This window comes from Chloroflexus sp., from assembly GCF_034431535.1.
GTDB lineage: Bacteria > Chloroflexota > Chloroflexia > Chloroflexales > Chloroflexaceae > Chloroflexus.
Map to the genome: position 1 here is coordinate 1 of NZ_DAOUDC010000002.1, position 26,505 is coordinate 26,505.

General features: G+C 57.8%; 22 protein-coding genes. 14 read left to right on the plus strand and 8 right to left on the minus strand.

The genetic code is table 11. From position 1 onward, the window contains the following. The first annotated feature begins 120 nt into the window (after window positions 1-120). On the plus strand, window positions 121-2,214 hold the full coding sequence (locus tag U9R61_RS00465; RefSeq protein ID WP_322486860.1) for a thioredoxin domain-containing protein: 2,094 nt from the start codon (window positions 121-123) through the stop codon (window positions 2,212-2,214). Between the two features lie 242 nt (window positions 2,215-2,456). Further along, the gene (locus tag U9R61_RS00470; protein WP_322486861.1) at window positions 2,457-3,728 is read left to right on the plus strand and encodes a glycosyltransferase family 4 protein; all 1,272 of its coding nucleotides are present in this window, start codon (window positions 2,457-2,459) and stop codon (window positions 3,726-3,728) included. Window positions 3,729-4,061: 333 nt separating this feature from the next. Here U9R61_RS00470 and U9R61_RS00475 read toward each other — a convergent pair whose 3' ends face one another. From U9R61_RS00475 to U9R61_RS00495, 5 genes are all read right to left on the minus strand, one after another. Continuing rightward, window positions 4,062-4,610 (minus strand): GNAT family protein, encoded by a 549-nt coding sequence (locus U9R61_RS00475; RefSeq protein WP_322486862.1) that lies wholly within the window; start codon window positions 4,608-4,610, stop codon window positions 4,062-4,064. 61 nt (window positions 4,611-4,671) lie between these two features. Continuing rightward, a complete protein-coding gene (gene rsgA / locus U9R61_RS00480; RefSeq protein WP_322486863.1) occupies window positions 4,672-5,640 on the minus strand; it encodes a ribosome small subunit-dependent GTPase A in 969 nt (322 codons plus the stop codon). Continuing rightward, the gene (locus U9R61_RS00485) at window positions 5,630-5,893 is read right to left on the minus strand and encodes a hypothetical protein (protein WP_322486864.1); all 264 of its coding nucleotides are present in this window, start codon (window positions 5,891-5,893) and stop codon (window positions 5,630-5,632) included. The genes rsgA and U9R61_RS00485 overlap by 11 nt, the downstream gene beginning before the upstream one ends. A 490-nt stretch (window positions 5,894-6,383) precedes the next feature. Then, window positions 6,384-7,346, minus strand: coding sequence for a threonine/serine dehydratase (locus U9R61_RS00490; RefSeq protein WP_322486865.1), 963 nt, complete (start codon window positions 7,344-7,346; stop codon window positions 6,384-6,386). A 52-nt stretch (window positions 7,347-7,398) separates the two neighbouring features. Next, entirely contained in the window at window positions 7,399-8,379 is a 981-nt protein-coding gene (locus tag U9R61_RS00495; protein WP_322486866.1) for an aldo/keto reductase, read from the minus strand. Window positions 8,380-8,852: 473 nt separating this feature from the next. On the opposite strand from U9R61_RS00495, the gene U9R61_RS00500 reads away from it, so the two are divergent. The 5 genes from U9R61_RS00500 to U9R61_RS00520 all read left to right on the plus strand — a co-directional run bounded on the left by U9R61_RS00500 (window position 8,853) and on the right by U9R61_RS00520 (window position 13,620). Continuing rightward, entirely contained in the window at window positions 8,853-10,055 is a 1,203-nt protein-coding gene (locus U9R61_RS00500; protein WP_322486867.1) for a class I SAM-dependent rRNA methyltransferase, read from the plus strand. A 32-nt stretch (window positions 10,056-10,087) separates the two neighbouring features. Then, window positions 10,088-11,284, plus strand: a complete 1,197-nt coding sequence (argJ, locus tag U9R61_RS00505) for a bifunctional glutamate N-acetyltransferase/amino-acid acetyltransferase ArgJ (protein WP_322486868.1) — start codon at window positions 10,088-10,090, stop codon at window positions 11,282-11,284. 2 nt (window positions 11,285-11,286) lie between these two features. Further along, the gene (locus U9R61_RS00510) at window positions 11,287-11,955 is read left to right on the plus strand and encodes an LON peptidase substrate-binding domain-containing protein (protein ID WP_322486869.1); all 669 of its coding nucleotides are present in this window, start codon (window positions 11,287-11,289) and stop codon (window positions 11,953-11,955) included. Window positions 11,956-11,961: 6 nt separating this feature from the next. Further along, entirely contained in the window at window positions 11,962-12,246 is a 285-nt protein-coding gene (locus U9R61_RS00515; protein ID WP_066783544.1) for a DUF503 domain-containing protein, read from the plus strand. Between the two features lie 330 nt (window positions 12,247-12,576). Continuing rightward, window positions 12,577-13,620 (plus strand): ATP-binding protein, encoded by a 1,044-nt coding sequence (locus U9R61_RS00520; protein ID WP_322486870.1) that lies wholly within the window; start codon window positions 12,577-12,579, stop codon window positions 13,618-13,620. A 48-nt stretch (window positions 13,621-13,668) separates the two neighbouring features. Here the strand turns inward: U9R61_RS00520 and U9R61_RS00525 are convergent, their stop codons facing one another. Then, window positions 13,669-14,370 carry a hypothetical protein gene (locus tag U9R61_RS00525; protein WP_322486871.1) on the minus strand — a complete coding sequence of 234 codons (702 nt, stop codon included), beginning with the start codon at window positions 14,368-14,370 and terminating at the stop codon, window positions 13,669-13,671. Window positions 14,371-14,634: 264 nt separating this feature from the next. On the opposite strand from U9R61_RS00525, the gene U9R61_RS00530 reads away from it, so the two are divergent. Continuing rightward, window positions 14,635-16,152, plus strand: a complete 1,518-nt coding sequence (locus U9R61_RS00530) for a YifB family Mg chelatase-like AAA ATPase (protein WP_322486872.1) — start codon at window positions 14,635-14,637, stop codon at window positions 16,150-16,152. Window positions 16,153-16,166: 14 nt separating this feature from the next. Here the strand turns inward: U9R61_RS00530 and U9R61_RS00535 are convergent, their stop codons facing one another. Together U9R61_RS00535 and U9R61_RS00540 are read right to left on the minus strand one after the other, a co-directional pair. Then, the gene (locus U9R61_RS00535; RefSeq protein WP_322486873.1) at window positions 16,167-16,730 is read right to left on the minus strand and encodes a hypothetical protein; all 564 of its coding nucleotides are present in this window, start codon (window positions 16,728-16,730) and stop codon (window positions 16,167-16,169) included. A gap of 242 nt (window positions 16,731-16,972) precedes the next feature. Continuing rightward, on the minus strand, window positions 16,973-18,520 hold the full coding sequence (locus tag U9R61_RS00540) for a hypothetical protein (RefSeq protein ID WP_322486874.1): 1,548 nt from the start codon (window positions 18,518-18,520) through the stop codon (window positions 16,973-16,975). Between the two features lie 228 nt (window positions 18,521-18,748). Between U9R61_RS00540 and U9R61_RS00545 the strand changes: the two genes are divergently transcribed. From U9R61_RS00545 to U9R61_RS00570, 6 genes are all read left to right on the plus strand, one after another. After that, window positions 18,749-19,633, plus strand: coding sequence for a glycosyltransferase family 2 protein (locus U9R61_RS00545; RefSeq protein WP_322486875.1), 885 nt, complete (start codon window positions 18,749-18,751; stop codon window positions 19,631-19,633). A gap of 37 nt (window positions 19,634-19,670) precedes the next feature. Further along, window positions 19,671-21,062 carry an alkaline phosphatase family protein gene (locus U9R61_RS00550; RefSeq protein ID WP_322486876.1) on the plus strand — a complete coding sequence of 464 codons (1,392 nt, stop codon included), beginning with the start codon at window positions 19,671-19,673 and terminating at the stop codon, window positions 21,060-21,062. Window positions 21,063-21,160: 98 nt separating this feature from the next. Beyond that, complete coding sequence (glf, locus tag U9R61_RS00555; RefSeq protein ID WP_322486877.1) at window positions 21,161-22,279, plus strand: UDP-galactopyranose mutase; 1,119 nt, start codon at window positions 21,161-21,163, stop codon at window positions 22,277-22,279. A gap of 1 nt (window position 22,280) precedes the next feature. After that, on the plus strand, window positions 22,281-23,285 hold the full coding sequence (locus tag U9R61_RS00560; RefSeq protein WP_322486878.1) for a glycosyltransferase family 2 protein: 1,005 nt from the start codon (window positions 22,281-22,283) through the stop codon (window positions 23,283-23,285). Window positions 23,286-23,313: 28 nt separating this feature from the next. Further along, on the plus strand, window positions 23,314-24,789 hold the full coding sequence (locus U9R61_RS00565; RefSeq protein WP_322486879.1) for a polysaccharide biosynthesis C-terminal domain-containing protein: 1,476 nt from the start codon (window positions 23,314-23,316) through the stop codon (window positions 24,787-24,789). After that, the gene (locus U9R61_RS00570) at window positions 24,786-26,456 is read left to right on the plus strand and encodes an alkaline phosphatase family protein (protein WP_322486880.1); all 1,671 of its coding nucleotides are present in this window, start codon (window positions 24,786-24,788) and stop codon (window positions 26,454-26,456) included. Before U9R61_RS00565 ends, U9R61_RS00570 begins: the two co-directional genes overlap by 4 nt. The last annotated feature ends 49 nt before the right edge of the window (window positions 26,457-26,505 follow it).

Consider the following 26,505-nt stretch of genomic DNA (forward strand, 5'->3'; position numbering starts at 1 on the left):
TGTTTGCTATCTCGTATTATACCCGATCCGGGCGGTTTTGTCGAACGTTTACGAAAAGATGTTCTATTCCTCGCATCTATGCTACAATTCAGACAGTATCTGCTATTGAAAGGAGGAATCATGGACGCCGGCGCGCGCCCGCTCAACCGGTTGGCGAACGAGGCCAGCCCGTATCTGCAACAACACGCCGATAACCCGGTCGATTGGTATCCGTGGGGCGAGGAGGCGCTTGAACGCGCCCGGCGTGAAGATAAGCCGATTCTGGTCAGCATCGGTTATGCCGCTTGCCACTGGTGCCACGTGATGGCCCACGAGAGTTTTGCTGACCCAGAGGTGGCGGCGATCCAGAATGAGCATTTTATCAATATCAAGGTCGATCGCGAAGAGCGGCCCGACCTCGATAGTATCTATATGGCCGCGGCGCAAGCTCTGACCGGCAGCGGCGGCTGGCCGCTCAATGTCTTTTGTTTACCCGACGGCACGCCGTTTTATGCCGGCACCTACTTCCCGCCCGACGCCAAGGCGGCCCGCTACCGCATGCCAAGCTGGCGGCAGGTGTTGCTCTCGATCGCCGAGGCGTACCGCACCCGTCGCGCTGACGTCACCGCTTCCGCCTACGAGTTACTCGACCATATCAAGCGGCTGGCCCAGCCCTTGCCCGAAACTGCATCAGTAGACGGGGCGCTCGTGATGGCTGCCGCCGAGAAGATCGGGCGCGATTTCGATCCGCAGTACGGCGGGTTTGGCGATGCGCCAAAGTTTCCCCAGCCGCTGGTGCTGGAGTTTTTGCTGCGCGCCCATCTGCGCGGCGATGTGCAGGCTTTGCCGATGCTCCACCAGACCCTCGAACAGATGGCGCGCGGCGGGATGTACGATCAGGTGGGGGGCGGCTTCCACCGCTACAGCGTTGATGCGCGCTGGTTGGTGCCCCACTTCGAGAAGATGCTTTACGACAACGCGCTGCTGGCCGAGGTCTACCATCTGGCGGCGCTGGTAACCGGCGACCCCTTCTTGGCCCGCATCGCCGATGAGACCTTTGCCTATCTGCTGCGCGATCTGCGCCACCCCGACGGTGCGTTTTTCAGTAGCGAAGACGCCGATAGCTTGCCGGCTCCCGGCGCAGCCCATGCCGAAGAGGGCGCGTTCTACGTCTGGACGCCAGATGAATTGCGGTTGGCGCTCGGCGACGATGCGACGCTGGTCAGCGCGTACTATGGGGTGACGCGGCAGGGCAACTTTGAGGGCAAGTCGATGTTGTACGTACCACGCCCGCCGGCGGCAGTGGCGGCGATGCTTGGGGTGCCGGTCGAGCGGCTGGAGGCAACGGTAGCGCGCGCCCGCCCCATCCTGCGCGCCTTCCGCGAACGGCGGCCCCGCCCCTTCCGCGACGAGAAGATTATCACGGCTTGGAATGCGATGGCGATCCGGGCCTTGGCGACGGCCAGCGCGCGGGTACCAGAGTATTTGCCGGCTGCTCAGCAGTGCGCCGATTTTCTGCTGGCCAACCTGCGCCGGGCCGATGGCCGCCTGTTGCGCAGTTGGAAAGATGGCCGGCCCGGCCCAGCCGGTTTCCTTGACGATTACGCGCTGCTGTGCGATGCGCTGCTCGAATTGCACGCCGCGAGCGGCGAGACGCGCTATCTCGCTACGGCAGTCGAACTGGCCGACGCGATGCTCAATCTGTTCTGGGACGCGCAGGCGTGGATGTTCTTCGATACCGGCAGTGACCAGCCGGCCTTGGTCACCCGCCCGCGCGACCTGAGCGACAACGCCGTCCCGTCGGGTTCATCGGCGGCAGCGGTGGCCCTGCTGCGGCTATACGCCATCACCGGGCGCGAAATCTACGCCACGCGGGCCGAGCAGGTCTTGCAACAAGTCGCCCCGATGCTCAGCCAGTTCCCGCTCGGTTTTGGCCGCATGTTGTGCGCCGCCGATCTCGCGATCGGCCCGACCCGCGAACTGGCAATCATCGGCCCGCCAACGCACCCGGCCACGCAGGCGCTAGTCGCCGAAGCGCGCGCCGGCTACCGGCCCCGGCTGGTGATCGCCCGCGCCGAACCCGGCGATCCCGTCACCGCGCTGAGCCCGTTATTTGCCGATCGCGGCATGATTGACGGCCAACCCACCGCCTACATGTGCGAGCAGTTCACCTGCTTGTTGCCCGTCACCATGCCGGAAGCGTTGCGCCAGCAGCTTATGAGCGCGAAGGGCTAACCCACCACGGTGTGGGCAGCGGCGATGCGATAGCGCGGTAGAATAGGGGGCGGATTGTCATTGAGCGCCGCTGTCCTACGGTCATTGCGAGCCGCGCGCAGTGCGGCGAAGCAATCCCCCGCGAGCACGGGATCCGTGCGCTGAGCGGTTGCTGGCGCTAACGGGGTGGGGCTGCGCCCCCTCGCCATGACAACTGTAATCTTGTCAGCATTCTTTGCGTTTTTTGTGGCTATCCAACTTCCATGCATATTCTCCACGTTGTGCAGCTCTACTGGCCAGCGCCGAGCGGCGCGGCCCGTTATTTTCAAGAGATCGGTGCGCGGTTGACAGCCGAAGGCCATCAGGTGACGGTACTGGCTACCGATGCCTTCGACCTTGAATACCTCTGGATGGCTGGCAAACGGCGGATCGACGAGCCAACCGGCGCCCACGACGGCGTGCAGATCCGGCGGCTGGCAGTGCGGCGCTTGCCCGGCCCGGCCCTGCTCTACCCGATCATTCGCCGGCTGATGGTCGAAATGGGCCGGCTGGGCCGCCCCAGTGTGCCGCTCTTGCGCCGGCTAGCCACGCTTACCCCGCAGTTGCCCGATCTGGCCGCAACGCTGGCCGATCCGGCGTTGGCCGATGTAGCGGTGTTGCATACCACCAACATTACCCTCGACTTTGCGCTGCTGCCGGTAGCGCGGTGGGCGCGGCAGCGCGGCATTCCCCATCTCTGCACGCCGTTCGTGCATGTGGGTGAGCCGGGAAGCGAGCAGGTGGTGCGCTACTACGCGATGCCACACCAAATTGACCTGTTGCGGCAGACGACACGAGTGGCGACGATGACCGATATCGAACGAGCCTATCTCATCCGGCGCGGGGTGCCTGCTAAGCGGATCGTCACCGTTGGCGCGGGGGTGACTCCCGCTGAAGTGACCGGCGGTGACGGCCAGCGGTTTCGCGCTGCGCACCGGATTACCGGGTCGGTCGTGCTGAGTTTGGGGGTAGCGGCGTTCGATAAGGGAGCGGTGCATACGCTGGCGGCGATGCAGCGACTGTGGCAGCAGGGCAGCGATGCGGTGTGGGTACAGTGCGGCCCGGCCTTTGGCGGCTTTCAGGCAGCAGTCGAGGCGCTCACGCCAGCCGAGCAGGCGCAGGTGCGGGTGCTCGGCTATGTCGATAACGCTACCCGCCGCGACGCGCTGGCCGCCGCCGATGTCTACGTGCAACCCTCGCGCACCGATAGCTTTGGCATTACCTACCTCGAAGCGTGGTGCAATGGCGTGCCGGTGATCGGCGCGCGGGCCGGCGGTGTGCCAGCAGTCATCCGGCACGGGGTTGATGGCTTGCTGGTGCCGTTTGGTGACGTAACGGCAATCGCTGCCGCTATCGATCGCTTGTTGCGTGATCGGGCGCTGGCGCGGGCGATGGGAGCCGCTGGACAGGCGCGGGTTTGGCGCGAACTGACGTGGGATGCGGTCTACCGCCGGATTCGCCCGTTGTATGATGAGAGGGTTAATACAGGGATGTAGGGGAGTGGTTGCGCAGAGGTGGGCGCAAGGGTGAGGCGGTTTTCCTGCCTCTCTGTCATTGCGAGCCGCGCGAAGTGCGGCGAAGCAATCTCCCACGAGCACGGATTGCATCCCCTCAGGCATGTGTTCCGCTGAAGCAGGAGATTGCTTCGGGGGCTGCGACCCCTCGCAATGACAGGCGGGGAGGGGTGTGCTTCGGGGGCACGTACACTGCCTCTCGGCAGTGGTACAAACGCGACTCGCAATGATAGGCGGGGAGGGGTGTGCTTCGGGGGCAGGTTGCACCCTCGCAATGACAAGAGGGAAACCGCGCCAACTTTGACCGCTACCCCTTTACCCCTCTTCCCGCACCAGTTCCATCAAAATCCGATCGTAGCGCCGGCCATCGAACAGCGTTGCGCCACTGAGCCGGCCAGCTTCGCGGAAGCCGGCCCGCAGGTAGGACCGATAGGCCCGTTCGTTGAAGCTATGCAACCACAAACGGATGTTGTACAGGTTAAGGTAGCGAAAGCCGTAGGTTGCCAGCAGCCGCACCGCTTCGCGACCATAGCCTTGCCCCCACGCCGTTTTATCGCCGATCGCGATGCCGAGTTCGGCAATACCGTGCAACAGATTAATGTTAGACAGGCTGCACGTGCCGATCAGCCGCTCGCCGTCGCGCAGCACTATCGCAAAGGTGCGTTGATCATCGCATGCGGTAGCGTTTTCCCTAATCCACTGCTGTTCTTGTTCGAGAGTGTAGCTGCGCCCCTGTTGGCCCAACAGTGCCGTGAATTCCAGATCGGCGAACCACTGCGCCAAGAGTGATGCATCTTCCGCCAAGACGTGGCTGAGAAAGACTTTTTCGCCGGCCATAATGACGGGTCGTGATCGTTCGCTCATAGTGCGCACCTGTTATGAACGCCAAGCGGTCAAGCGGCGCTGGCGGGATACGGAAGCATCCCTACGGAGTGTCCTCGTTAGTCATCAAACGCGCATAGCTGTCGTGCCGCGCTGCCGAAATCTCGCCCCGCTCGACCGCTTCGCGCACGGCGCAATGCGGTTCGTGCAGGTGCGTACAACCGGCAAAATAGCAATCGCGCAAAAATGGGCGAAATTCGCGGAAGCACCACGCTAAATCTTCCGCCGGCAAGTTCCACAACCCGATCTCGCGAATGCCCGGCGTGTCGGCGACGTAGCCGCCCCCCGGTATGGTGAGCGGGATCAACTCGGCGACGGTGGTAGTGTGGCGACCTTTGGTCAATCGCTCGCTCACCTCGCCGATGCGCAGGTTGAGGCCGGGTTGGATCGCGTTGAGCAAGCTGCTCTTGCCAACGCCTGACTTGCCGGTAACAACGCTGATCTTGCCGATCAGCCGCTCGCGTAGTTCAGCGATGCCTTCGCCGCTGATGATGCTTGTGTAGACGACCGGATAGCCGATCTGTTCGTAGGGCTTGAACATGGCCGCCGCCGTTTCACGCTTGACCAGATCGATCTTGGTGGCGACGATGATCACCGGTAATTCGCTGTGTTCGCAGATCACCAGATAGCGGTCGAGCATGCGCGGCGTGAATTCGGGTTTGGCGCAGGTAAAGACGAGCAAGACCTGATCGACGTTCGCGACAATCACGTCTTCCTTGTACGCGCCGCGCGGCCCGGCGGCCCGGCGCGCCAGCCGGCTACGCCGCGGCAAAACCGCCTCAATCGCGCCTTGGCCGTTGCCGACCGGTGTCACTTCGACCTGATCGCCGATCACGACCAGATCGGTTGCTTGGCGCTCTTTCTTGAGCCGCCCACGTAGCCGGCATTCAAGGATGCCCTGCTCGGTCTTGACCCAGAAGAAACCGCTTTGCGCTCGCAAGACGGCGCCGATCAGCCGGTTGGTGGCGGTGGCCGGCGCTGGTTCGATCAGTTCTGCTGCTTTACGACTCATCGATGCGCACCTCCAGCCGGTTCACCCCCAGTAAATCAAAGGCCATGCTCACAATCCGTTCGATCAACGACGCCGGCGGCAGTTCGGCTGGCGTCGCTGCGGCTAGGGTTGTGAATGCTTGTTGTTGCCGTCCGCGTTTGGGCGGATGGTATGATAACGAGCCATCACGCTCTAGAATAATCACGGCAGTTCCCTCCACCTCTGACGGTTGGTTACGATCGGCGGTAGTAACGATGGCGTTGTGATCCGTCATCTCAAATTTCCTTTCACGCTTGCTGCGAGAACCCGCTCCGTCGAACGCCCGCTGGGTGGAGGGAACAAAAGAGGCTGTGGTTTGCCGGTTGCGCCACAGCCTCAAAACAAGGCGGGCTGTAGGCGCTTGGTCAGCTTCCCACAGCCCGCCGGTATAACAGGTGGATGCCTGTTTAGCCTGCGCTGTGCGAAGCCCCTCCTGTGCCAGCGGAGTCGCTCGACACCATCACGACCGTTGTAAGTGAGAGTGCGTGATAGATGTGTGTCATGGCTGCCTCCTCTGACCGGAATAGAAATGAATTCTTGCCCGTGCAGCATAGCATGCCGGCAAGCGTCTGTCAATGCAGGTTGGCTCAGTCGTTAGACTGAACTTTGGCAGGGTGATAGGAAGAGGACACGGATTGACACGGTTCGAAAACACCGTGTTGATCCGTCTTAATCCGGGCCAATCCGTGTCCCATTCATCTAAATCAGGCCCGAATGCGAACAGCTTATCCGGCCATCACAATCTGCTGCAAGGTCGCGCTGGCGATGTTACGCCCGCAGATCAGCGCGACGATCCGCCGCCCGCGTAGATCACTGATTTGACCTTCCAAGAGAGCGGCCAGCGGCGCCGCAGCGCTACCCTCGGCGATCAGGTGGTGTTCGTCGAGCAGCCAGCGCATTGCGCGCGCAATCGCGGCTTCGTCCACCAGCACCATCTCGTCGAGCGTTTGCTGCAAGATCGGCAATGTGATAGTACCCGGATCGATCCCACCGGCCAGTCCATCAGCCAAAGTCGGTTCGTCGGGGACAGGAACGACCTTGCCGGCGCGTAAGGCTGCCGCCATCGCCGCCGATGCCGCCGCTTGCACGCCGATCACCCGGATGCGCGGATTGATCGTTTTGGCCCAGATGCCCACGCCGCTGGCTAACCCGCCGCCGCCGACCGCCACGATCACCGTGTCGGTAGTCGGTAACTCTTCCCACACTTCGACCGCCAGCGTGCCTTGGCCGGCGATCACAGCCGGATCGTTGTAGGGCGAAACGAATTGCCAACCGTGGGTGTCGGCCAGCCGCAACGCCTCGGCTTCAGCTTCGGCATAGCCATCGCCATGCAAGATCAGGTCAACCGGATACCGGCGCAAGGCGGCGATCTTGGCCGGTGAGGCGGTAGCCGGCACGACCAGCGTGACAGCATGTTCAGTCATCGCGGCAGCATGGGCGACGCCGAGGGCATGGTTGCCCGCTGAACAGGCCACGATGCGCGTGTCCGGCGGCAGTTGGCGCAGGGCGTTGGCCGCGCCGCGCAGCTTGAAACTGCCGGTAACTTGCGCTAGTTCCAGCTTGAGCCAAACCTCAGCCCCGATCAGTGCGCTCAGTGGCCGGCTGAGTTCGAGCGGTGTCGGTTGGGCGATGCCGGCAATGCGGCGGCGAGCGGCCAAGATGCCGGCGGGAGGAATGGGTAATTGCATAGGATAAGCCTGTCAACAATGTGGCGTGCGTCAGTGCAACTGCCGCGCGCGCTCACGCATGGCCGCGGATCGGCTTTGGGCGGTACGGTTCCTCCAACCGCTTGATCTCCTCTGGCGTCAATTGTACGTCAAGTGCCGCAACCGCCTCTTCAAGCTGGTACATCTTGGTTGCGCCGATGATTGGCGCTGTCACTTCCGGCTTATGCAACAGCCACGCCAGCGCGATTTGGGCGTTGCTCACCCCGCGCTCGCGGGCGATCTCGCTCACCCGCTCGACAATCACGTAGTCGCTGGCATCGTACATCGCGTGCGAAATGGTGTCGGAACGACCGCGTACCGTCGCCGCGCCGGTGCCTTGGGGCCGGTTACCGGTGAGAAAACCGCGCGCCAGCGGGCTCCACGGAATGACGGCCAAGCCGGCATCACGGCACAACGGCAACATCTCGCGCTCTTCCTCGCGGTAAACGAGGTTGAGATGATTTTGCATCGAGACGAAGCGGGCCCAGCCACGCCGCTCCTGAATGCCCAGCGCTTTCGCTAACTGCCACGCAAACATGCTCGACGCGCCGATATAGAGCGCCTTGCCCGCCCGCACCACGTCGCTTAACGCCTCAAGCGTCTCTTCAATCGGCGTTTCGTAGTCCCAACGGTGGATCTGGTACACGTCAACATAATCCATACCCAACCGGCGCAGCGAAGCATCGATCGCCTGCATAATGTGCTTGCGCGAGAGGCCCCGGTCGTTGGGCCGGTCGCTCATCGGCTGGTAGACCTTGGTCGCAATAACCAGCTCGTCGCGGCTGACCCCCGAATCGCGGATGGCGCGACCCAAAATCTCTTCACTCACCCCCAGCGAGTACATATCGGCAGTGTCAAAGAAGTTGATGCCGAGTTCAAGCGCGCGAAAGATAAACGGACGGCTCGCCTCTTCGTCGAGCACCCATTCGCGCCACGCCGGCGAACCGTAGCTCATACAGCCGAGGCAGATGCGCGACACTTGCATGCCGGTCGAACCAAAGCGGGTATATTGCATATGGTTAGCTCCTGTCGTTTGCAACCGCGAGTGATACCTGTATCATAACAAAAGTTGATGAGTCTGATGTTGAGCGGAGCGGGGGGGCGTTGGGTATGGCCGGTCTTGTGCGGCAGTACAACTGCCACACTCCATAACCATAAACGGATTCGGCCTGCTCTGTCATTACGAGGGCGTGGAGCGCCCGTAGCAATCCCCTGCGCGAGCGGGAGCGTTGCCTGCGCAACAACAAACGCGAAGACCACGTTTAGCCCAGAGGAACAGCACGAGCGGAACCGATAGCCCAGCACGCTGTCAGCAATCTCGACGGTAACGTTGCCCAGTGGGTCAGCAGCCCGCGCTCCTTGCCCCCTTCCTCTCCGCGTCCTCGACGCCCTCGGCGGTAAAAAACCTCTCGGCGCCCCCGGCGGTCAAGCAACCGGCCCTGCCTGCCGCTTGACCGGGCCGCAGGCGCGTGATAGAGTTAGTCTACTATGGTAACTGTTACCGTCCATGCTGGCCGTGAACGGCCGCTCATCCAACGGCATCCATGGGTCTTCTCTGGTGCGATCGCCCACGTGCGCGGCAACCCCGCTCCCGGCGACGTGGTTGATGTCTGCGCCAGCGATGGCAGTTGGCTTGCGCGCGGTTTCTGGAGCGGACGCTCGCAACTGCGGGTACGCCTAGCGACGTGGGATAAGGCCCAGTCACTCGATGAAACGTGGCTGCGCGAGACGATCGACCGCGCGGTGAGCGGGCGCGAACGCTGGCTGACCGATCCCTCGACTGCGTGCCGGCTGGTGTTTAGCGAAGCGGATGGGTTGCCCGGTTTGATCGTCGATCGCTACGGCTGCTATCTTGCCATCCAACTGCTGACTCAGGCGATGGCGGTGCGCGCCGAACAGGTAGTGGCGGCATTAGCCGATTTGCTCGCACCACGCGGCATCTACGAGCGCAGCGATGCTGAGGTGCGCGAAAAGGAAGATTTGCCGCCGGCGGTTGGCTTGCGCTGGGGCGAAATGCCGCCACGCTTGCCGGTGACGCCAATCACGGCGCTTGGCCAGCCGGCCAGCGGCGTGCGCATGTTCGCCGATCTGCCCGCCGGCCAAAAGACCGGCATCTATCTCGATCAGGCGATCAACCATGCCCGCGTAGGGGCGTATTGCGCCGCCGCCGATACGCTCGATTGCTTTTCGTATGCCGGTGGCTTTGCGCTGGCCGCCGCCAAAGCCGGTGCGACGCGCCTGACCCTCGTTGACGCGAGCGCCGATGCACTGGCGCTGGCCGCCGATAATCTCCGCCTGAATAAGGTGACACCACCGGCTGAGTTTGTCGAGGGTGATGCGTTCCACGTCCTGCGCCGTTACCGAGCCGAGCAGCGCCAGTTCGATGTTGTCATTCTCGACCCGCCAAAGTTTGTCTATCAGCAAGCTCATCTCGAACGCGCCACCCGCGGCTACAAAGATATCAACTTGCAAGCCTTGCACCTCATCCGGCCAGGTGGCATCCTCGCCACATTTAGCTGTTCAGGGCTCGTTTCTGCTGATCTCTTTCAAAAAATCATCTTTGGCGCTGCGATTGATGCTGGCCGTGATGTGCAGATTCTCGAACGGCTGGCCCAAGCGCCCGATCATCCGGTGTTGCTCAGTTTTCCTGAATCTGAATACCTCAAAGGATTGATCTGCCGGGTGTGGTAAACTAACGCTGTTCTTGTTGATGCAGAGTAGCTATGAACTTCACCATTTTTGAAGATGGCCACATCGCTAGCCCGACCGGCTTTCGCGCGACCGGCGTCTCGGCTGGCCTCAAAGAGGGCAGCAAAGCGCGTGATCTCGCGCTCGTCTATTCGCAGTACCCGTGCCGGGCCGCGGCGCTGTTTACCACCAGCGTCTTCAAGGCGGCGCCGGTCTTCCTCAGCCAAGCCATCTTGCTGCGCAACCACGACGCGATTCGGGCGGTGCTGATCAACGCCGGACAGGCCAATGCCGGCACCGGCCAAGCCGGTTTGAATGACGCCATCGAGTGCGCCAAGCTCACTGCCGATGAATTGGAAGTGCCGCGCGACTCGGTGTTAGTGATGTCAACCGGCATTATTGGAGTGCCGTTACCGATGCCACGCATGCGCAACGGCATCCGCCGTGCCGTCAGCGAGCTGGATAGCAACGGTGGTCGCCGCGCTGCGCTGGCGATCATGACGACCGACACGCGCCCCAAAGAGCGCGTGTTGCGCGGTTCGCTGCGCAACGGCCCGCGTTTTACCCTCGCCGGCATGGCCAAAGGCACGCGCATGATCCACCCGCGGCTGGCAACGCTGCTCGTGCTGATTACCACTGATCTGGCAATCAGCCAGCCGCTCTTGCAACGCGCCCTTCACCAAAGCGTGTCACGTTCGTTTAACCGGCTCAATATCGATGGCGATTGTAGTCCCAACGATAGCGTAATCATCTTGGCGAACGGCGCGATCGACCATCCGCCGATTACTGACTCGAGTTCGTGGGAATACGGTCTCTTCCAAGAGGCGCTCGATTATCTGTGCGCCGATTTGGCCGGCCAAATCGTGCGCGATGCCGCCGGTTCTGGTAAAGTGATAAAGGTAGTGGTGCAAGGTGCCATTGATGAAGCGACCGCGCAGACCATTGCCAACACAGTGGCTCGATCTGGCTCGGTGCGCGCGGCCTACCGGCGCAATTCGTCAGATTGGGGGGCATTGTTGGCCGCTATCGGCGCCAGCGCCGTCGAACTGCGCCCCGACCTGCTCGATCTGCGCATCGGCACCGTGCCGGTAATGCTGCGCGGCGCGCCAGCGCCGTTTGACGCAACCGCTTTGGTGCAGACGATGTCCGGCCCAGAGGTTGAATTAGTGATCGATCTCAACCTTGGGCTGGCTGAAACCACCGTCTGGACCTGCACGTGGACGGATGGGTAATTATGGAACAGACCTTGCCCTTGTTTCCGCTCGGCACGCTGCTCTTCCCCGGCGGCACAATGAGTTTGCACATCTTCGAGGAGCGTTACCGGTTGATGATAGGGCGCTGCTTATCGACCAATCAACCATTCGGGATTGTCTTGCTGCGGCGTGGCCATGAGGTGATCGAGGGCCGGCGCATGGCAATTGCCCCCGAACCATACGATGTCGGCACCGTAGCTGTGATTCAAGAGCATCTCCGCCTTGAAGATGGCCGCTATCTGTTGCAAGTGGTTGGACAGCAGCGTTTCCGCATCACCCAAATCGTCGAACAAGCGCCCTATCTGGTGACGCAAGTCAAGCTGTTGCCCGATCGGGTTGATGGCGCAACCCTTGCTGCCGCCACCGAATTGCGCGCCGTCTACCGGCGCTATTGGGAGCGGGTCGCCGCCATTACCGGGGTTGAGATCGAAGTTGAAGAGTTGCCGCTCGAGCCGATCCGGCTCAGTTATGCGCTTGCCGACCGGTTGCAGATCGATCCGGCCCAGAAGCAACGCTGGCTCGAAGCCGATGTGACTGCCCGTTTGCGGAGCCTGATCATGGCCCTACGCACCGAACTCGCGATCCTGCCGCGCGGCCCGCAGGGTGTTGACCCGCAGAGTATGTTAGGCGGTTGGAATAGTCTTAATTGAACAGCGATGATTATCGGTTCTTGCACTATCCATCTCCACATTGCCGCGGCCCAATCGTTGAAAGAGAAGCGGCAGGTGCTGCGTTCGCTGATTGCCCGCATCCGCAACGAATTTAATGTCTCGGTGGCCGAAGTCGATGATCAAAACCGCTGGCAGAGCGCAGTGCTCGGCGTGGCGGTGGTGGCGACCGATCAGGTGCATGCCCAGCGCCAGCTCGAAGCCGTGGTCAGCTTTATCGAGCGCCAACGGCCCGATTGCCCGCTCTTGACCTACGAGATTGAGATGTTGTAACCCCCCTTGTCATTGCGAGGGAGCGGCGGCACTCCGCACAGCGGGGTGTCGCCCGATCGCAGCAATCTCCCGCTTCAGCACAAGGATCCCCTCAGCACATTCCTCCCGCCCCTGTATATCATTGCGCAGGGGCATAGCCCCGCAGCAATCTCCCACTTTGGCGGAAAGGGGCCGCTCCCGTGCTCGGGGGAGATTGCTTCGCCGCCTCCGGCGGCTCGCAATGACAAGCGGCGAGTAGAAGCAGTTCCGCAACGCATCGCTCCCGCGAGTGTGCGATAATATCGTAAGAGGCGCTAACGACAGAAGACATATGTGTAGCCGGATAAGCCCATGACCGACGACATCCATCCGTTTCCGCTGCTGGCAATGGTTGGTCAGACCGAACTCAAAACCGCCCTCATCCTCGGTCTGATCAACCCGCAGATCGGCGGCATTCTGCTCAGTGGCCCGTACGGCGTCGGCAAGACGACGGCAGTTCGCAGCTTGCTCGATTTGATGCCGCTGGTCACTCGTGAGCCGGCTGACGGCGAAGGCCAGCCGGTAGTCGAGCGGATGCGATTGATCGAGCTACCGCTCAATGCCCGGCTAGAAGATGTGGTGGGAGGGATCAACGAGCGCATTGCGCTTGAGCAACGGGTGGTGCGGTTGGAAGAGGGAATTCTCGCGCGCGCCCATAGCAACGTCTTGTACGTCGATGAGATCAACCTACTCGATCAAGCAGTAGTGGATGCCATACTCGACGCAGCGGCGCAAGGCCGCACCTTTGTGCGGCGCGGCGCGATGGTGCGTCTCTTCCTTAGCCAATTCGTGTTAATCGGCTCGATGAACCCGGAAGAAGGGTCGTTGCGGCCCCAGATTCTCGACCGCTTCGGCCTGCGGGTATGGGTCGCACCGGTGACGGATCACCGCGCGCGGCTGGAAATCTACCGGCGCGCGCGCGATTTTCGCACCGATCCGGTGGCTTTCCGTCAAGCTTACGCTGCCCAGACTGCCGCACTCGCCGAAGAGATTATGGCAGCGCGCGAAATTCTGCCCCACGTGACCATCCCGCCTGAACTCGAAGAGCAGACGCTGGCGCTAGTGCAACAGTTGGGCATTCCCTCGCACCGGGCCGAAATTGCCTTGCTCGAAGGGGCGCGGGCCCGCGCTGCCGCCGATTTCCGCAGTGTCGTCAACACCGAAGACATCCGCCAGGTGGCGCCGCTAGCGCTCACGTGGCGGCATAGCGACTGGTTCGAGCAGCATACCGCCGGGGTGCAAGCCGAACACGCAGCCATTGCCGCCGCGTTAGACGCCTTGTTCCCGCCGGAAGACCAGCCGCGCCGGCGGAGCCGGCGCAGCACGGTGCGGCAGATCGAAACGGCGCCATCGTGATAGGGGTGACCATGCCGCGCCCCTACGACGACGGCGCATGCCTTACCCCTACGACGACGCCATCCCCACCGCTAGCCGGCGCACCGGCACCTCTTGCGCCATCCGCTGCGTCAATTGCCATGCGCTCAGACAGAACGCCAACTGGGCCAGCGTCTGCGCAATCTGCTCAAACCACTGCACCGCAATTGTCTGCGGCACATTGCTGGACATCTGCGACATACCGATCACAACCAGCAACACCACCACAAACACCACCGCGATGCCACGCATATTGCGCCGCCACGCACCCACCGCCAGCATCAGCAGCAACGCCACATTGCCGATCGTCGCCAGCATAATCAGCGGCACCCGCCACGGCCCGCCATTCGATGCAATTAACGCCGAACCACCCACAAACAGCGTAATCACGATCACTGGCACCAGCCATAGCCAGCCAATAGCAGGCTTGCCGCGCAACTGGCGCGTATATCCATAGACCGCGGTTGAGATCAGGGCGAAACCGGGGGCGATCATTGGGAACAGGGCTTGGCTGAACAGCGGAATATCAGTGCCGTTAATCGCCATCAGCAACTTCCACGTCGCCTTGAGAACGCCGCCGACCGCCAACAAGCCCAAACCGGCAAACGCCATCATCCCCAGTCCCCGGTCGAGTTGGTACACCGTGCGGGCAATAAACCACACCCCGATCAGCGAAAAGATCACCGGGAGGTAATCCTCCAGCGCCAGCGCCAGCGAATATTCCATCTCCATCGCAAGCCTCCCGCTCACTCAATAGCTCTTGACATGTGCGTTCATTATATTGCATATCATACCAATTGACAAGATAGGGGTAGCATAACCAGAAAAGAATTGGCAAATGTTATCTCACCGCGAATCTTTTGCCGATCTCGCGCGGTATCTATAGTAGAGACCCGTAAACAATAAAACAACCCTTTGCGACCTTCGCGTTCTTTGCGCCTTTGCGTTACACCCTTCGCGCCTTTGCTCACGCTGCGCCTTGAGGTTGGAGGAACTATGCTCGCCCAAGTCCATAGTTGCGCCGTGATCGGCCTTGACGGCATAATCGTTGCGGTAGAAGTCGATGTCGCCACCGGCATGCCCGCCTTCAACGTGGTAGGGTTAGGCGATGCCGCCGTGCAAGAGAGCCGCGAGCGGGTACGGGCGGCGATTCGCAACAGCGGCCTGAGCTTCCCGATGCGCCGGATCACGGCCAACCTCGCGCCAGCCGATCTGCGCAAAGCCGGCCCGGCCTACGATCTGCCGATTGCGCTCGGGCTGCTGATCGCCACCGGCCAGCTCGACGCCGATCTGAGCAATACCGTCTTTGTCGGCGAGTTAGGGCTTGACGGCATGCTACGCCATACTGACGGTATTTTGCCGATGGCGGCGGTGGCCCGCACCCACGGCATTGCCACCATGTACCTGCCCGTGGAAGACGCCGCCGAGGCAGCGTTGATCGAGGGGTTGCGGATCATGCCGGTGCGCTCGCTGCGTGAATTAATCGAACATCTCAGTGGCGAGCGAGTGATCCTGCCGTATCAGAAAGTCACTGGCTTTACCCCGCCTCCACCCAAACCGCATGTGGATTTTGCCGATGTGCGGGGGCAAGAGCACGTCAAGCGGGCCTTAGAGGTCGCTGCCGCCGGCGGGCACAATGTGCTGATGAGCGGGCCGCCGGGATCGGGCAAGACGATGCTAGCGCGGGCGTTGCACTCAATCTTGCCGCCGCTGAGCTTTGCCGAGGCGCTCGAAGTGACCAAAATCTACAGCGTCGCCGGGCAACTGCCACGCGACATACCACTCATACGCGAACGGCCCTTCTGCGCGCCGCACCACACCGTCTCAACCGCCGGGTTGGTGGGTGGCGGCAGCCGGGTGCGACCGGGGATGATCTCGCTGGCCCATCGCGGCATTCTCTTCCTCGACGAGCTACCCGAATTCGGCCACCGGCTCGAAGTCTTGCGCCAGCCGCTCGAAGATCGGGTCGTGACGCTGAGCCGAGCCCATGGCAGCGTCACCTACCCGGCATCGTTTATGCTCGTCGCGGCCCAAAACCCCTGCCCCTGCGGCTGGCACGGCGACCCCGAACGCACCTGCAACTGCCCGCCGATGCTGGTCAACCGTTACCAACGGCGGGTCAGCGGGCCGTTGCTCGACCGGATCGATATCCACGTCGAAGCGCCGCGGATCAACTACGACAAACTGAGCCACCACCTGCCCGGCGAGCCATCGGCAGTCGTGCGCGAGCGGGTGATCGCTGCGCGCCGCCGTCAAAGCGAACGGTTGCGCGATCACCCGCGCTGCCACAGCAACGCCGACCTCGGCCCAGCCGAGATCCGCGCCTTCTGCACCCCGGACAACGCCGGCCAAGCGTTACTCAAAGCCGCCGTGCAGCGGCTCAACCTCTCGGCGCGCAGCTACCACCGGGTATTGCGGCTGGCCCGAACCATCGCCGATCTGGCTGGCACCGAGCAGGTCGCGGCGCCGCACGTAGCCGAAGCGATCCAATACCGGCCCCGGCAAGGGGAGTGAAGCGGATCGTTGGTCTACTCCTCAACAATAGCGCTGGCAAACAGGACTCCGATCAGAGGCCAGTCTTCGTATCCAGGCCCACGGAGGAACTGGTTGCGGTCTAAGCCGGCGCCGTCTACATTGCCGAGCATAATAGCCACGCGATCGCCGGTGAAGGTCTCGCGGAGTGGTGCGCTAAACGTACCGTCAGCACCAATTGTTACGGTGGCAATATCAATCGCGCCGCGGGTAATATTCACGATCCGGATTGGCACACCGGCAGGGCCAGTACCGGTGATCTGCCCCGTCGAGAGACGTACAGGTTGATTAATGGTGAATTGCGGGCCTTCGGGGAGATTCGAGGTGTCAGGCGCCGGATACGCGCCTGTTGAGGCGGTGTCAGAAATAGGTGGCGCCGTCGGTACAGGATATGCTTGATTGGGAGCTGGATATCCGGGTCGAGCCGGATAAATAGGATTTGCAGCAGTAGGAGAAGCTGTTGGCTCAGTTACTGTTCGTTGTTCGGCGGCACAACCTATGATCATCAATCCGAAAATCAAGAAAAGGATCGACCGATAGGCAAATTGAAAGACGCGCACAATAACCTCCTTAGGTTACCTATGAGCTTTTAGATATTATAGCACACTGAGGTGAAGGCACGCTGTATGAGTTTTTACACTAAAATGGTCTTCTTGTTAAATAACAATGTTGTTTAGTTTTTAGTTGATTACATGTTGGATATTATGAATAGATGAGGCACGAACTGCATTTTACAGTTCGTGTCTCATCACTTTCGCTAGTGAAGCTTATTTTGTCTACCTCTGAGGGGTGAACATCCGAATCACGGCAAGTTAAACGCCTCGTAGTTCTTATTGTCAAGGTTGGGCTGAGCTGTACCGAACTGCGCCGTTTCCTGCGCGATACCGACAATCTTATAATTTGGATTCGAACCATCGCCGCCGGTAACGATGACTGAGCAGAGCTGACGGAACGGCACGCCACTCATCAGGATGCGATTATCATCACGGACGAAGCCGCTAAAGAGGTAGCTTGCGCCGGGATCCACTGGAGAGGGCGTGTTAATGGTCACCGTCGTTGGGGTCGTCGTGCCGCAGGTGAACGTTGCCCGCAGCGTGAAGGCTTGGTCAGAGACATTTTGCACCACCAAGCCACTGGTCACACCCGCGAGGTCGCGCTTGAAAATGGGGGCAGCGATCTTGGCGGTAGCCGATTTCGCGCCAAAGCAAGTATATGCCGTTGCGCGCACCCGTTGGCCATCGAGCAAGTTCGCCTCGTTCACCACTGCCAGCAACACATCATTGGTTGAACCGCGGAGCTTGATCGTTGCCGAGGCCAGATTATTTTCAGGCATTCCACCGAGGGTACCCGTATCGAAGCGGGAGAACACGACGGAGCTTCGCGCCGGGATTTCCACGTCATTGCGCGTGTATGTCGATCCAGCATTCGGCCCATCAGTCACCTTGTATGTCACATCAACCCGAACCGGCGAGGTCGAGGTATTGAAGACGCTCATACCCGTTGAACGACGGACGTACTCATTCTTGATATTGGGGCAATAGATCTGATCATCCGCGTCGTCAGCGCTAAGCATTGACGCTGCCAGCACGATCTGGGCCGGTGATTGACCAACCTGAAATTCGATATAGGTGCCTGCGATCTGGCCTGATGATGCAGTGACCGTTAATGCGCCGAAGCAGGGTGAGGTGGCAATAACGTTGCCGCAGCTAGTGCTTGGCATTGGCGGACTGAACGAACTCGGATCGAGAATGATCGAGCGGTTAGCGGTGATAGTCGTTGGCCCAAAGTTGTAGGTTTGGCCCGTAGACGACCGGATCGAGGCCGTAATCGTGGCATCACCACCAACAGCTTGGATTGAGAACACCGTCTTACGATTGACGTAATTATTCTTGACTACCGGGTAAAAGATCGAGGTGCTCCCTTGCGATGCGCCGCGGAACTGGCCGTTCGCGTTGCCTCCCGATACACCGGGGCCACTAATACCGGGGATTTGATTGTTCTGAATGGAGCCAATGGCGACAATTGGTTGAGGCGCCGAAATGACCGCCGAACCATTCGTACCCGACGGTAGCGGTGGCGACACATCGAGATTACCGCCCTGACCGTTGCTGCCGGCGATAAACGTTCTCGACTGACCAACGGCAAGCCCGAACGTAACGCTAGACGGAGTGGCGCTGCTCGTGTAAACGTCAATCCGCGCTCCGTTAGCGTCGATCGCCGTTGCACCGACATTTTGGATCACGACCGACGAATACCATCCGGAACCGGGCAGGGCTTGCGCCCCAACGACCGAAGTCACAAATAACATAATGATGAGGGCGACTCCAGTGGCGAAATACTTTCGGCTCATGACTTCGTGCTCCTTGACTAGGCCGATAATACGCTAACGCAACCGGTAGCGATTTAGGCACAGCGTACCTGCAGATACACACGATTATCAATACCACTAAAGGATTAGTCATGACCATTTGGCTTGGCCCATAAGGATCAAATTACGTTACTACCGTTCAAATTTTGACTATAATGACTTGCGCGAGACGATTGAGGCAAACCCGTGTCGCCGATGAATGCGTCGAGTATGAAGGTATCCGTCATTGTACCAACGCTCCATTCGCCGTTGCTTGGTGAAGTATTGCAATCGTTATCAAGGCAACGTGCAGCTGAGGCGATAACCGAGATCATCGTCGTTGGCCAGACTCATCCGGCGCTAGTACCACCGCCAGCTCAGCTTATCGTAACGGAACGTCCAGTGGCAGCAGCAGTAGCGCGCAATATAGGCGCTCGGCATGCCAGCGGCGATATTCTCTTATTCATTGATTCTGACTGCATTGCGCATCCCCAACTGGTAGAGCGCCATCTCCGCCAACAACAGGCTGGCTATACCGTGGTGGGCGGCAGCGTAGCGATCGAAGAACCCGATGCATATTGGCGGCTCTGTGATAATGTGCTGACCTTTACCCCTTTTCTCTCGACCATGCCACCCGGCCAGCGCGACTATCTGCCAAGCCTGAACTTGAGCATTCGCCGCGCCATTTTTGCCGAAGTCGGCGGTTTTGACGAACGCTACGCCGGCGCTGCCGGGGAGGATGTTGATCTCAGCTTCCGTCTGCGCAAGCGGGGGTATCCGCTGATCTTCGCGCCTGATGCTCAGGTGTCGCACCGGCCTATGCGCAGTAATCCAGCGACTGTCGCTCAACATCTGCGAGCCTTTGGGCGCATTCATGCTATAATGCATCGAACGTACAATGCAAAAAGCCGAGTGGTAAACGCGATCGACTTACACTCGTGGGCCGCTTTGCTCATAGCGGCTGCCCCTTTTCTCGCCACCCTTGATGTGTTCAAGATGTACAGGCATTATCCCCAAATTCGTCAATACTGGCAGTGCCTGCCCGGTATGGTCTGGGGAAAAAGTGCGTGGTACTGGGGATATGCCGAAGCGCTCTTTGCTCAGCGGCGGCCATAGCGTTCAAGGGCACGCTCGATTGACGAAACAGACGTAGATGAATACTCCAAAACTGCTCGTAATAGGCCTTGACTGTGCAGCACCTGAACTCATTTTCTCGCGCTGGTTCGATCAATTGCCGGTTATGCGTTCATTGATCGAAAAGGGGACGTATGGCCGGATGGAGAGCTGTATTCCGGCGATTACCGTTCCGGCGTGGGCATGCATGATGAGCAGCCAAGATCCCGGCCAATTGGGCATCTATGGCTTTCGCAATCGGGCTGACTATAGTTACGATGCTATGGTGACGGCTAATGCCCGCTCGATCAACGTGCCGCGATTGTGGGATCTGCTGGGAGCGGTTGGGAAGCGAGTGGGTGTGATCGGCGTGCCGCTAACCTATCCGGTTGCTCCCATCAATGGCGAGCTCGTCAGTTGCTTCCTTACCCCCAATGCGCAAAGCCAGTTTACGTATCCCCCCGAATTGCGCAACGATATTATAAGCTGGATTGGGGGTGATTTCTTAGTTGATGTCCCCAACTTTCGTACCACCGATAAAGAGCGGGTTTTACGCGATATTTATCGCATGGCGGAACAACGATTTGTGATCTGCCGCAATCTCTTACAACGCCAATCGTATGATTTCTTGATGATGGTTGATATGGGAGTTGATCGGATCCATCATGGGTTCTGGAAAGATATGGATCCTGCCCATCCAAAATATATTCCAAACAGTCCTTTTGCTCATGCTATCTTTGACTACTATGCATTTATTGATCGTCAAATTGGCGAATTGCTGTCATTTATTGACGAGGATACGGCAGTATTAATCATTTCCGATCATGGCGGAAAGCCCATCCAAGGCGGATTATGTCTGAACGAATGGCTGATACGCGAAGGCTATCTCGTGTTAGAAGAGATGCCGCGCCAGCCGGCGCCGCTCGAACGCTGCCGGATCAACTGGCAGCGAACACGAGCGTGGGGGTCAGGAGGGTACTATGGCCGTATCTTCGTTAACGTTGCCGGACGTGAACCTTACGGTATCGTGACGCGTCACGGGTATGAGTCATTGCGTGATGAGATCAGCGCCAAATTGATCGCGATGGTTGATCATACCGGCCAACGCATGAACAACCGGGTGTTCAAACCCGAACAGATTTATCGTCAGGTGCGTGGCGTGGCGCCGGATCTCTTGGTGTATTTCGGCGATCTTGATTGGCGCTCGGTAGGTAGTGTGGGGTATCCTGATATCTATACATTTGAAAACGATACCGGCCCTGACGAAGCCAACCATGCGCAGTTTGGCATGTTTATTTTCTATGATCCACGGCATCGTCAATCGGCGCGGTACCGTGACATTAGTATTTATGATGTTGCTCCTACGATCTTGAATTATTTTAATCAACCAATTCCTGATTACATGATCGGGAGACCGTTTGACTTTTCATAGAGTACAATGCCGGATGGGTAAGGGCGACAGAACAGCCAAGCTAAATAATGTGACAGTTTCGGATGATCCAGTATGCGATAACAGGTAAAGGAAGGTAAATGCTTGTAGATTGGTTGATTGTTGGGGCAGGCTTTACTGGCGCTGTGCTGGCTGAACGCATCGCTTCGCAATTAGGGCAAACCGTTTTAGTGATCGATCGCCGCGATCATATCGCTGGGAATGCCTTCGATGAATATGATGCCCATGGCGTGCTCATTCACCGCTATGGCCCCCATATTTTTCATACCAATAGCGCGAAAGTATGGGACTATCTTTCCCAATTCACTGAGTGGCGTCCCTATTACCATCATGTGCTTGCGCTCGTCGAAGGCAAGCTCGTTCCCCTTCCCTTCAATTTTAACTCGCTGCGAATGCTCTTTCCCGAGCGACTTGCTAACCGGATAGAGCATAAGTTATTGCGCCAATACGGCTTTGAAGCAAAAATACCCATTCTGAAGCTACGCCAATCAGAAGATCCTGACATTCGTGTCCTTGCTGAATATGTGTATCACCATGTGTTTCATGGATATACTGTCAAACAATGGGGAATGTCTCCCGAGGAATTAGACGCCTCAGTGACGTCGCGGGTGCCGATTCGGCTCTCTTACGATAATCGCTATTTCCAAGATACGTATCAGGCGATGCCAAAACAGGGTTATAGCGCCCTCTTTCGGCGTTTGCTCAGCCATAAGAATATCAAGATTGCATTGAAAACCGATTATACCGAGATTGCTGGTATGATTCGCTACCAGCGGATGATATACACTGGGCCTATTGATGAATTTTTTGGTTATTCCTATGGATGCCTGCCCTATCGAAGTCTAGACTTCCGGTTTGAACATCATGCAATTCCGCAACTGCAGCCGGTGGCGCAGATTAATTATCCTTCCAATCATCAATATACACGGACGACGGAGTTTAAGTTATTAACCGGGCAGTCGCATGCCGCTACCACGATTGCGGTTGAAACGCCGCAAGCGTACCAACCCGGCTTGAATGATCCATACTATCCCATTCCTTGTGATGAAAATGGCCGTCTCTACCAACAATATGTGCGTGAAGCACAAGCATATAGTAACATTATTTTTGCCGGTCGGCTTGCTGAATATAAATATTATAATATGGATCAGGTTGTTGCGCGAGCATTGAAAATCTTCGAGACAGAAATTGCGAGATAGTATGGTTTGTCCAGTACCGCTCTATCCATTACCAGAACATCCGCTCGTCTCGGTGTTAATTGCTAATTACAACTATGCCGGTTATATTGGGCGCGCGATTGAAAGTGTCTTACAACAAACCTATCAACAGTTTGAGATCATTATTTGCGATGATGGATCGCGTGACCATTCACTCGATGTCATCCAGTCCTATGCTGCACGCGATCAACGGATTACGGTGATTGCCCAACCGAATGGCGGGCAAGCCGCCGCGCTCAATACGGCGTTTGCCAAGGCCCGTGGCGATATTATTGCGCTACTCGATGCTGATGATGAATGGTTTCCTGAGAAATTGGCGGCAGTAGTAGCTACTTTGCGCCGCACACCAATCGCTGGTTTTGTCTATCACCAAGTGAATATTACCAATAGCGCAGGAAAGATCCTGCGAGTCTATCCGAAGCGGTTGGTGGAAGGTCGGTTGTGGGAGTTGCTGGCTGAGCGGTGGGTGTCAACGTATGCAACCGCCTCTTCGTTCGCGTTGCATCGATCGGTCGCCGATCAGGTGTTTCCGTTGCCGGTATCATTCCGTGATTTGGCAGATGCTGTGCTTCATGAACGCGCTACGATGATTACGTATTGCCAGCCAATTGCGCAGATTCTTGGCATTTGGCGGCAACATGGCGCTAATCTGACCGGTGCGAATGCGTTCCTTGATCCAACTACAATGGAACGGCATATTCTAAAATTAGAAAACTTGTTAGCAGATAAATTTTTGTTTACTGAACGATTTCATGGAAAAATGTCAATAAATTATGAACAAATCAAGAACTATTGCACCGGTCAATATCGATGTATGCATGCTTTGTGGACGGGAAATCGCCTGAGTTATCAAGACGTCGCCGGATTCCGTCCCGGAGTAAAGGCATGGCTCTGGGCTTTTTTGTTTATGTTGCCGATGCCGGTAGCGCGACGGCTGTATCATCTCTGGATTACCACACCATGGTTGTATGAAATGTTGTTCCGTTAGGCGTCTGCTATCATCTAGTGAATAAAGCATGAACCCCCCTTTTGGTTCCATCATTTGGAAAACAGGTATCGCAATCATTTCCGATCTTGTGATCCGGTTGTCAAACGTATTGTTTTTTATTCTCCTCACGTGGAAAAATGGTTCGACCGATGCTAGTGCATTTAGTGTCGGCTTTGTGTATGCCAGTTTCCTCACCGCGCTCTGTCTTGGCGGGCTTGAGCAATTGTTGAACCGCGAGATTTCCGGGCAAAACACCGAAGGCAACTTTCTACTCGGCAATTTTCTGCTGGCCCGTGTGCTGGTTGGGATAAGTTTGTTCATAGGATTGGTCGTCTGGGTCGCCTATTTTGGTGCGTTTGATCCATACACCGTCCTCTTGATCCTATCGCTGGGCACAACTATTGTGTCCGAGAGCGTGATTAATCTGCTTCAATCTGTTTTGATTGCAGTGAGTCGCGTAGGATTCATTTTAACTTTAAATCTTATTTTTGGTTTATTGCGCTTGCTGGTTGGGCTGGGGTTCGTCTTTTTTGCAATGAATGCGTTGATGATAGCTGTCTGGACGACCTTAGTCAGTTGGTTGGTTGCTTTCTTTTATCTGGTTGTCGTTTGGCACATGTTTATGCGACCAAGAATTTCATTTGATCGCGATTTCTGGATACGGTATGCCAAGACCGCTCTGCCAATTATCCTTGTTTCGTTGATGGTGGCAATGGAGCGCGGTTTTGATAGCATCTTCATGTCAATGGGAGGGGCGCAATCGTTGCTGCTGGTTGGTGCATATAGCGCTGCTAACTCGGTGCTTAACGCAATGTCGCTTATCCCAAACAGTTTCCGTCAAATTTTGCTGTCGTCATTGGCTGCACATTATCACAAGCAACGCCAATATGCTATCCAGATCTACCTCGTTGCCTTCCGTTGGTCGCTCTTTCTCTCCTTGTTGCTGTGCCTGGTGATTGGCCTGAACGCCCATCATATTATGCTCTTGTTGTATCGAGATGCTTTTACCGCAGCAATTCCTGTATTGCAGATTCTGATCTGGTCGTGGTTTTGGACGATGCTGCTCGTGCCGAATGGCAGGTTGATCTTGACGGCTGGCTTACAGAATAAAGCCATTTTGCCGCAGTTTATTGGTATGCTCATTAATGTTGGTTTGAATCTTGTCCTTCAGCCCTCGTTGACGCTGGTTGGGGCAGCGATCGCAAAAGTGGCCTCGACGGCTGTGATCTTTTGGGGTCATCTTATCCTTGTATTTAAAGAATTATATCGTTGGGACATTCGACTGCTTGTTCGCCCTGCGTTGAGTGCGGGATTGGTGTTTGTGTTGGTGTTTGCTGTTCTTGATTGGCTTCATGTGCATTGGATTATTGTATCGATCTTCGGCATCATTGCTTATTTTGTAGTTTTGTATTTCTATGGTGAGATCGATAGAGCAAAGTTGTTGGCGATTTTTCATTCTATTCAGCACCGTTTATCGTTTCATTCATCAGGAGAACGTTTATGAGTCGTGTTCTGATTATAGGTTTAGATGCTGCCGATCTGGATCTGATCGAGCCTTGGGTGGCTGCTGGCTGGTTGCCAAATATTGGTCGCTTGTTGCGCCAAGGTGGTTTCGCCCCCATGCGTTCTACGATGCCGGTGATGTCGCCGCCAGCATGGACTTCAATCATTAGCGGGTTGAATCCCGGGAAGCACGGCATCTTTGATTTTGTGCGGTTTGCACCTAACACTTACCATCTGGTTACGACTCGCCGTGACCAAACGACGTTTAAGACGATGTTCGATTACGCTAGCGCAGCTCGGCAAATGGTTATCAGTCTCAATGTGCCGATGACCTATCCGCCTACGCCAGTGTATGGCTATATGGTCGCTGGGATCGGCGCGCCCATGAGTGGTCAATTTGCCTATCCAGCGGAGCTGCGCAATGAATTGTTGGCATGGGGGTATCGGATTGAACCGCACGAGGAATGCCGGCCTGGTCAAGAGCAACGTTGGTTAATCGATCTTGCCGCTGTGACGCGGAGCCAGACGGATGCGATGCTGCGCCTGATGGATCGTTCGCCGTGGCGTTTAGCCATGATCGTCTATCGAGCGATTGATGAAGTCGAAGCCTTTTTCTGGCATCATATGGACCCCAATCATCCGCTCCACGATCCGGAACAGGCAGCGCGGTTTGGCCCGGCTATTTTGAAAGTCCATCGCCTTATCGATGAAGAAATTGGCCGGCTGTTGCGAGCTATTGATAACGATACAACCGTCTTGCTGGTTTCTGACCACGGCGGCGGCCCGCTGTACCGTGAAGTGTTTCTCAATGTCTGGTTAGAGCAACAGGGATGGTTGAAGAAACGTCCTGCTTCGCGCGCGAAGCAGTTTGCCAAACAAGCGCTTTCAGCGCTGCGGCTCGCGCGTGAGCAGCTCTCACCGAAATTACAGAACGCATTCTGGCTGTGGCTGCGCCAGCGAATGCCCATAGCCGTTCAACGCGCGCTGGTTCCTTCTGCAACTGATTTGTTGGCCGATGTCGTCGATTGGTCACAAACCCAAGCGTACAGTTTTGGCAATATCGGCCAAATTTATGTAAATCTTCGTGGTCGTGAAGCGCAAGGGATTGTGGAACCCGGCGAGCAGTACGAACGGCTGCTTGATGATATTACGGCGGCGCTTTTTAACATCACTGATAATGGGGTTCCAGTGGTCGATGCCGTCTACCGGGGGCGCAATTTGTACCATGGGCCATACGCTGAATATGGCCCGGATTTGAACGTGATTATGCGGGGTATGAGTTATGTGGCACAGTCGTGGCGTGAAGCGGCAGGGCAACAACTGTTTGCCCTGCCATCACAGTATACCGGGATCCATCGCCCGCTAGGGTTGTTCGCTATGACTGGGCCGTCTGTGGCGACCCGCGGCAAAGTAGCGGAAGTTCACGTGACCGATGTAGCGCCAACGGTGTTGCACGTGCTCGGTTTACCCGTTCCTGAAGCGATGGACGGGCGCGTACTAGCGGAGTTTTTCAGCGCTGGCGCGGCAACTATGGCCTCAACCAGCGGAGATGAGACTCCATCCGCGATGGCTCACGATCGACAACCGTTAAATGATGTCAGTTGGGAGAGTGAACAGGCCGAACAAGAGGTCTTGGAGCGTTTGCGCAATCTTGGGTATCTTGATTAAGGTCTTATTCCAGCGTTGCTCTTACGCTCCCAACGTCTTGCTTAAGGCC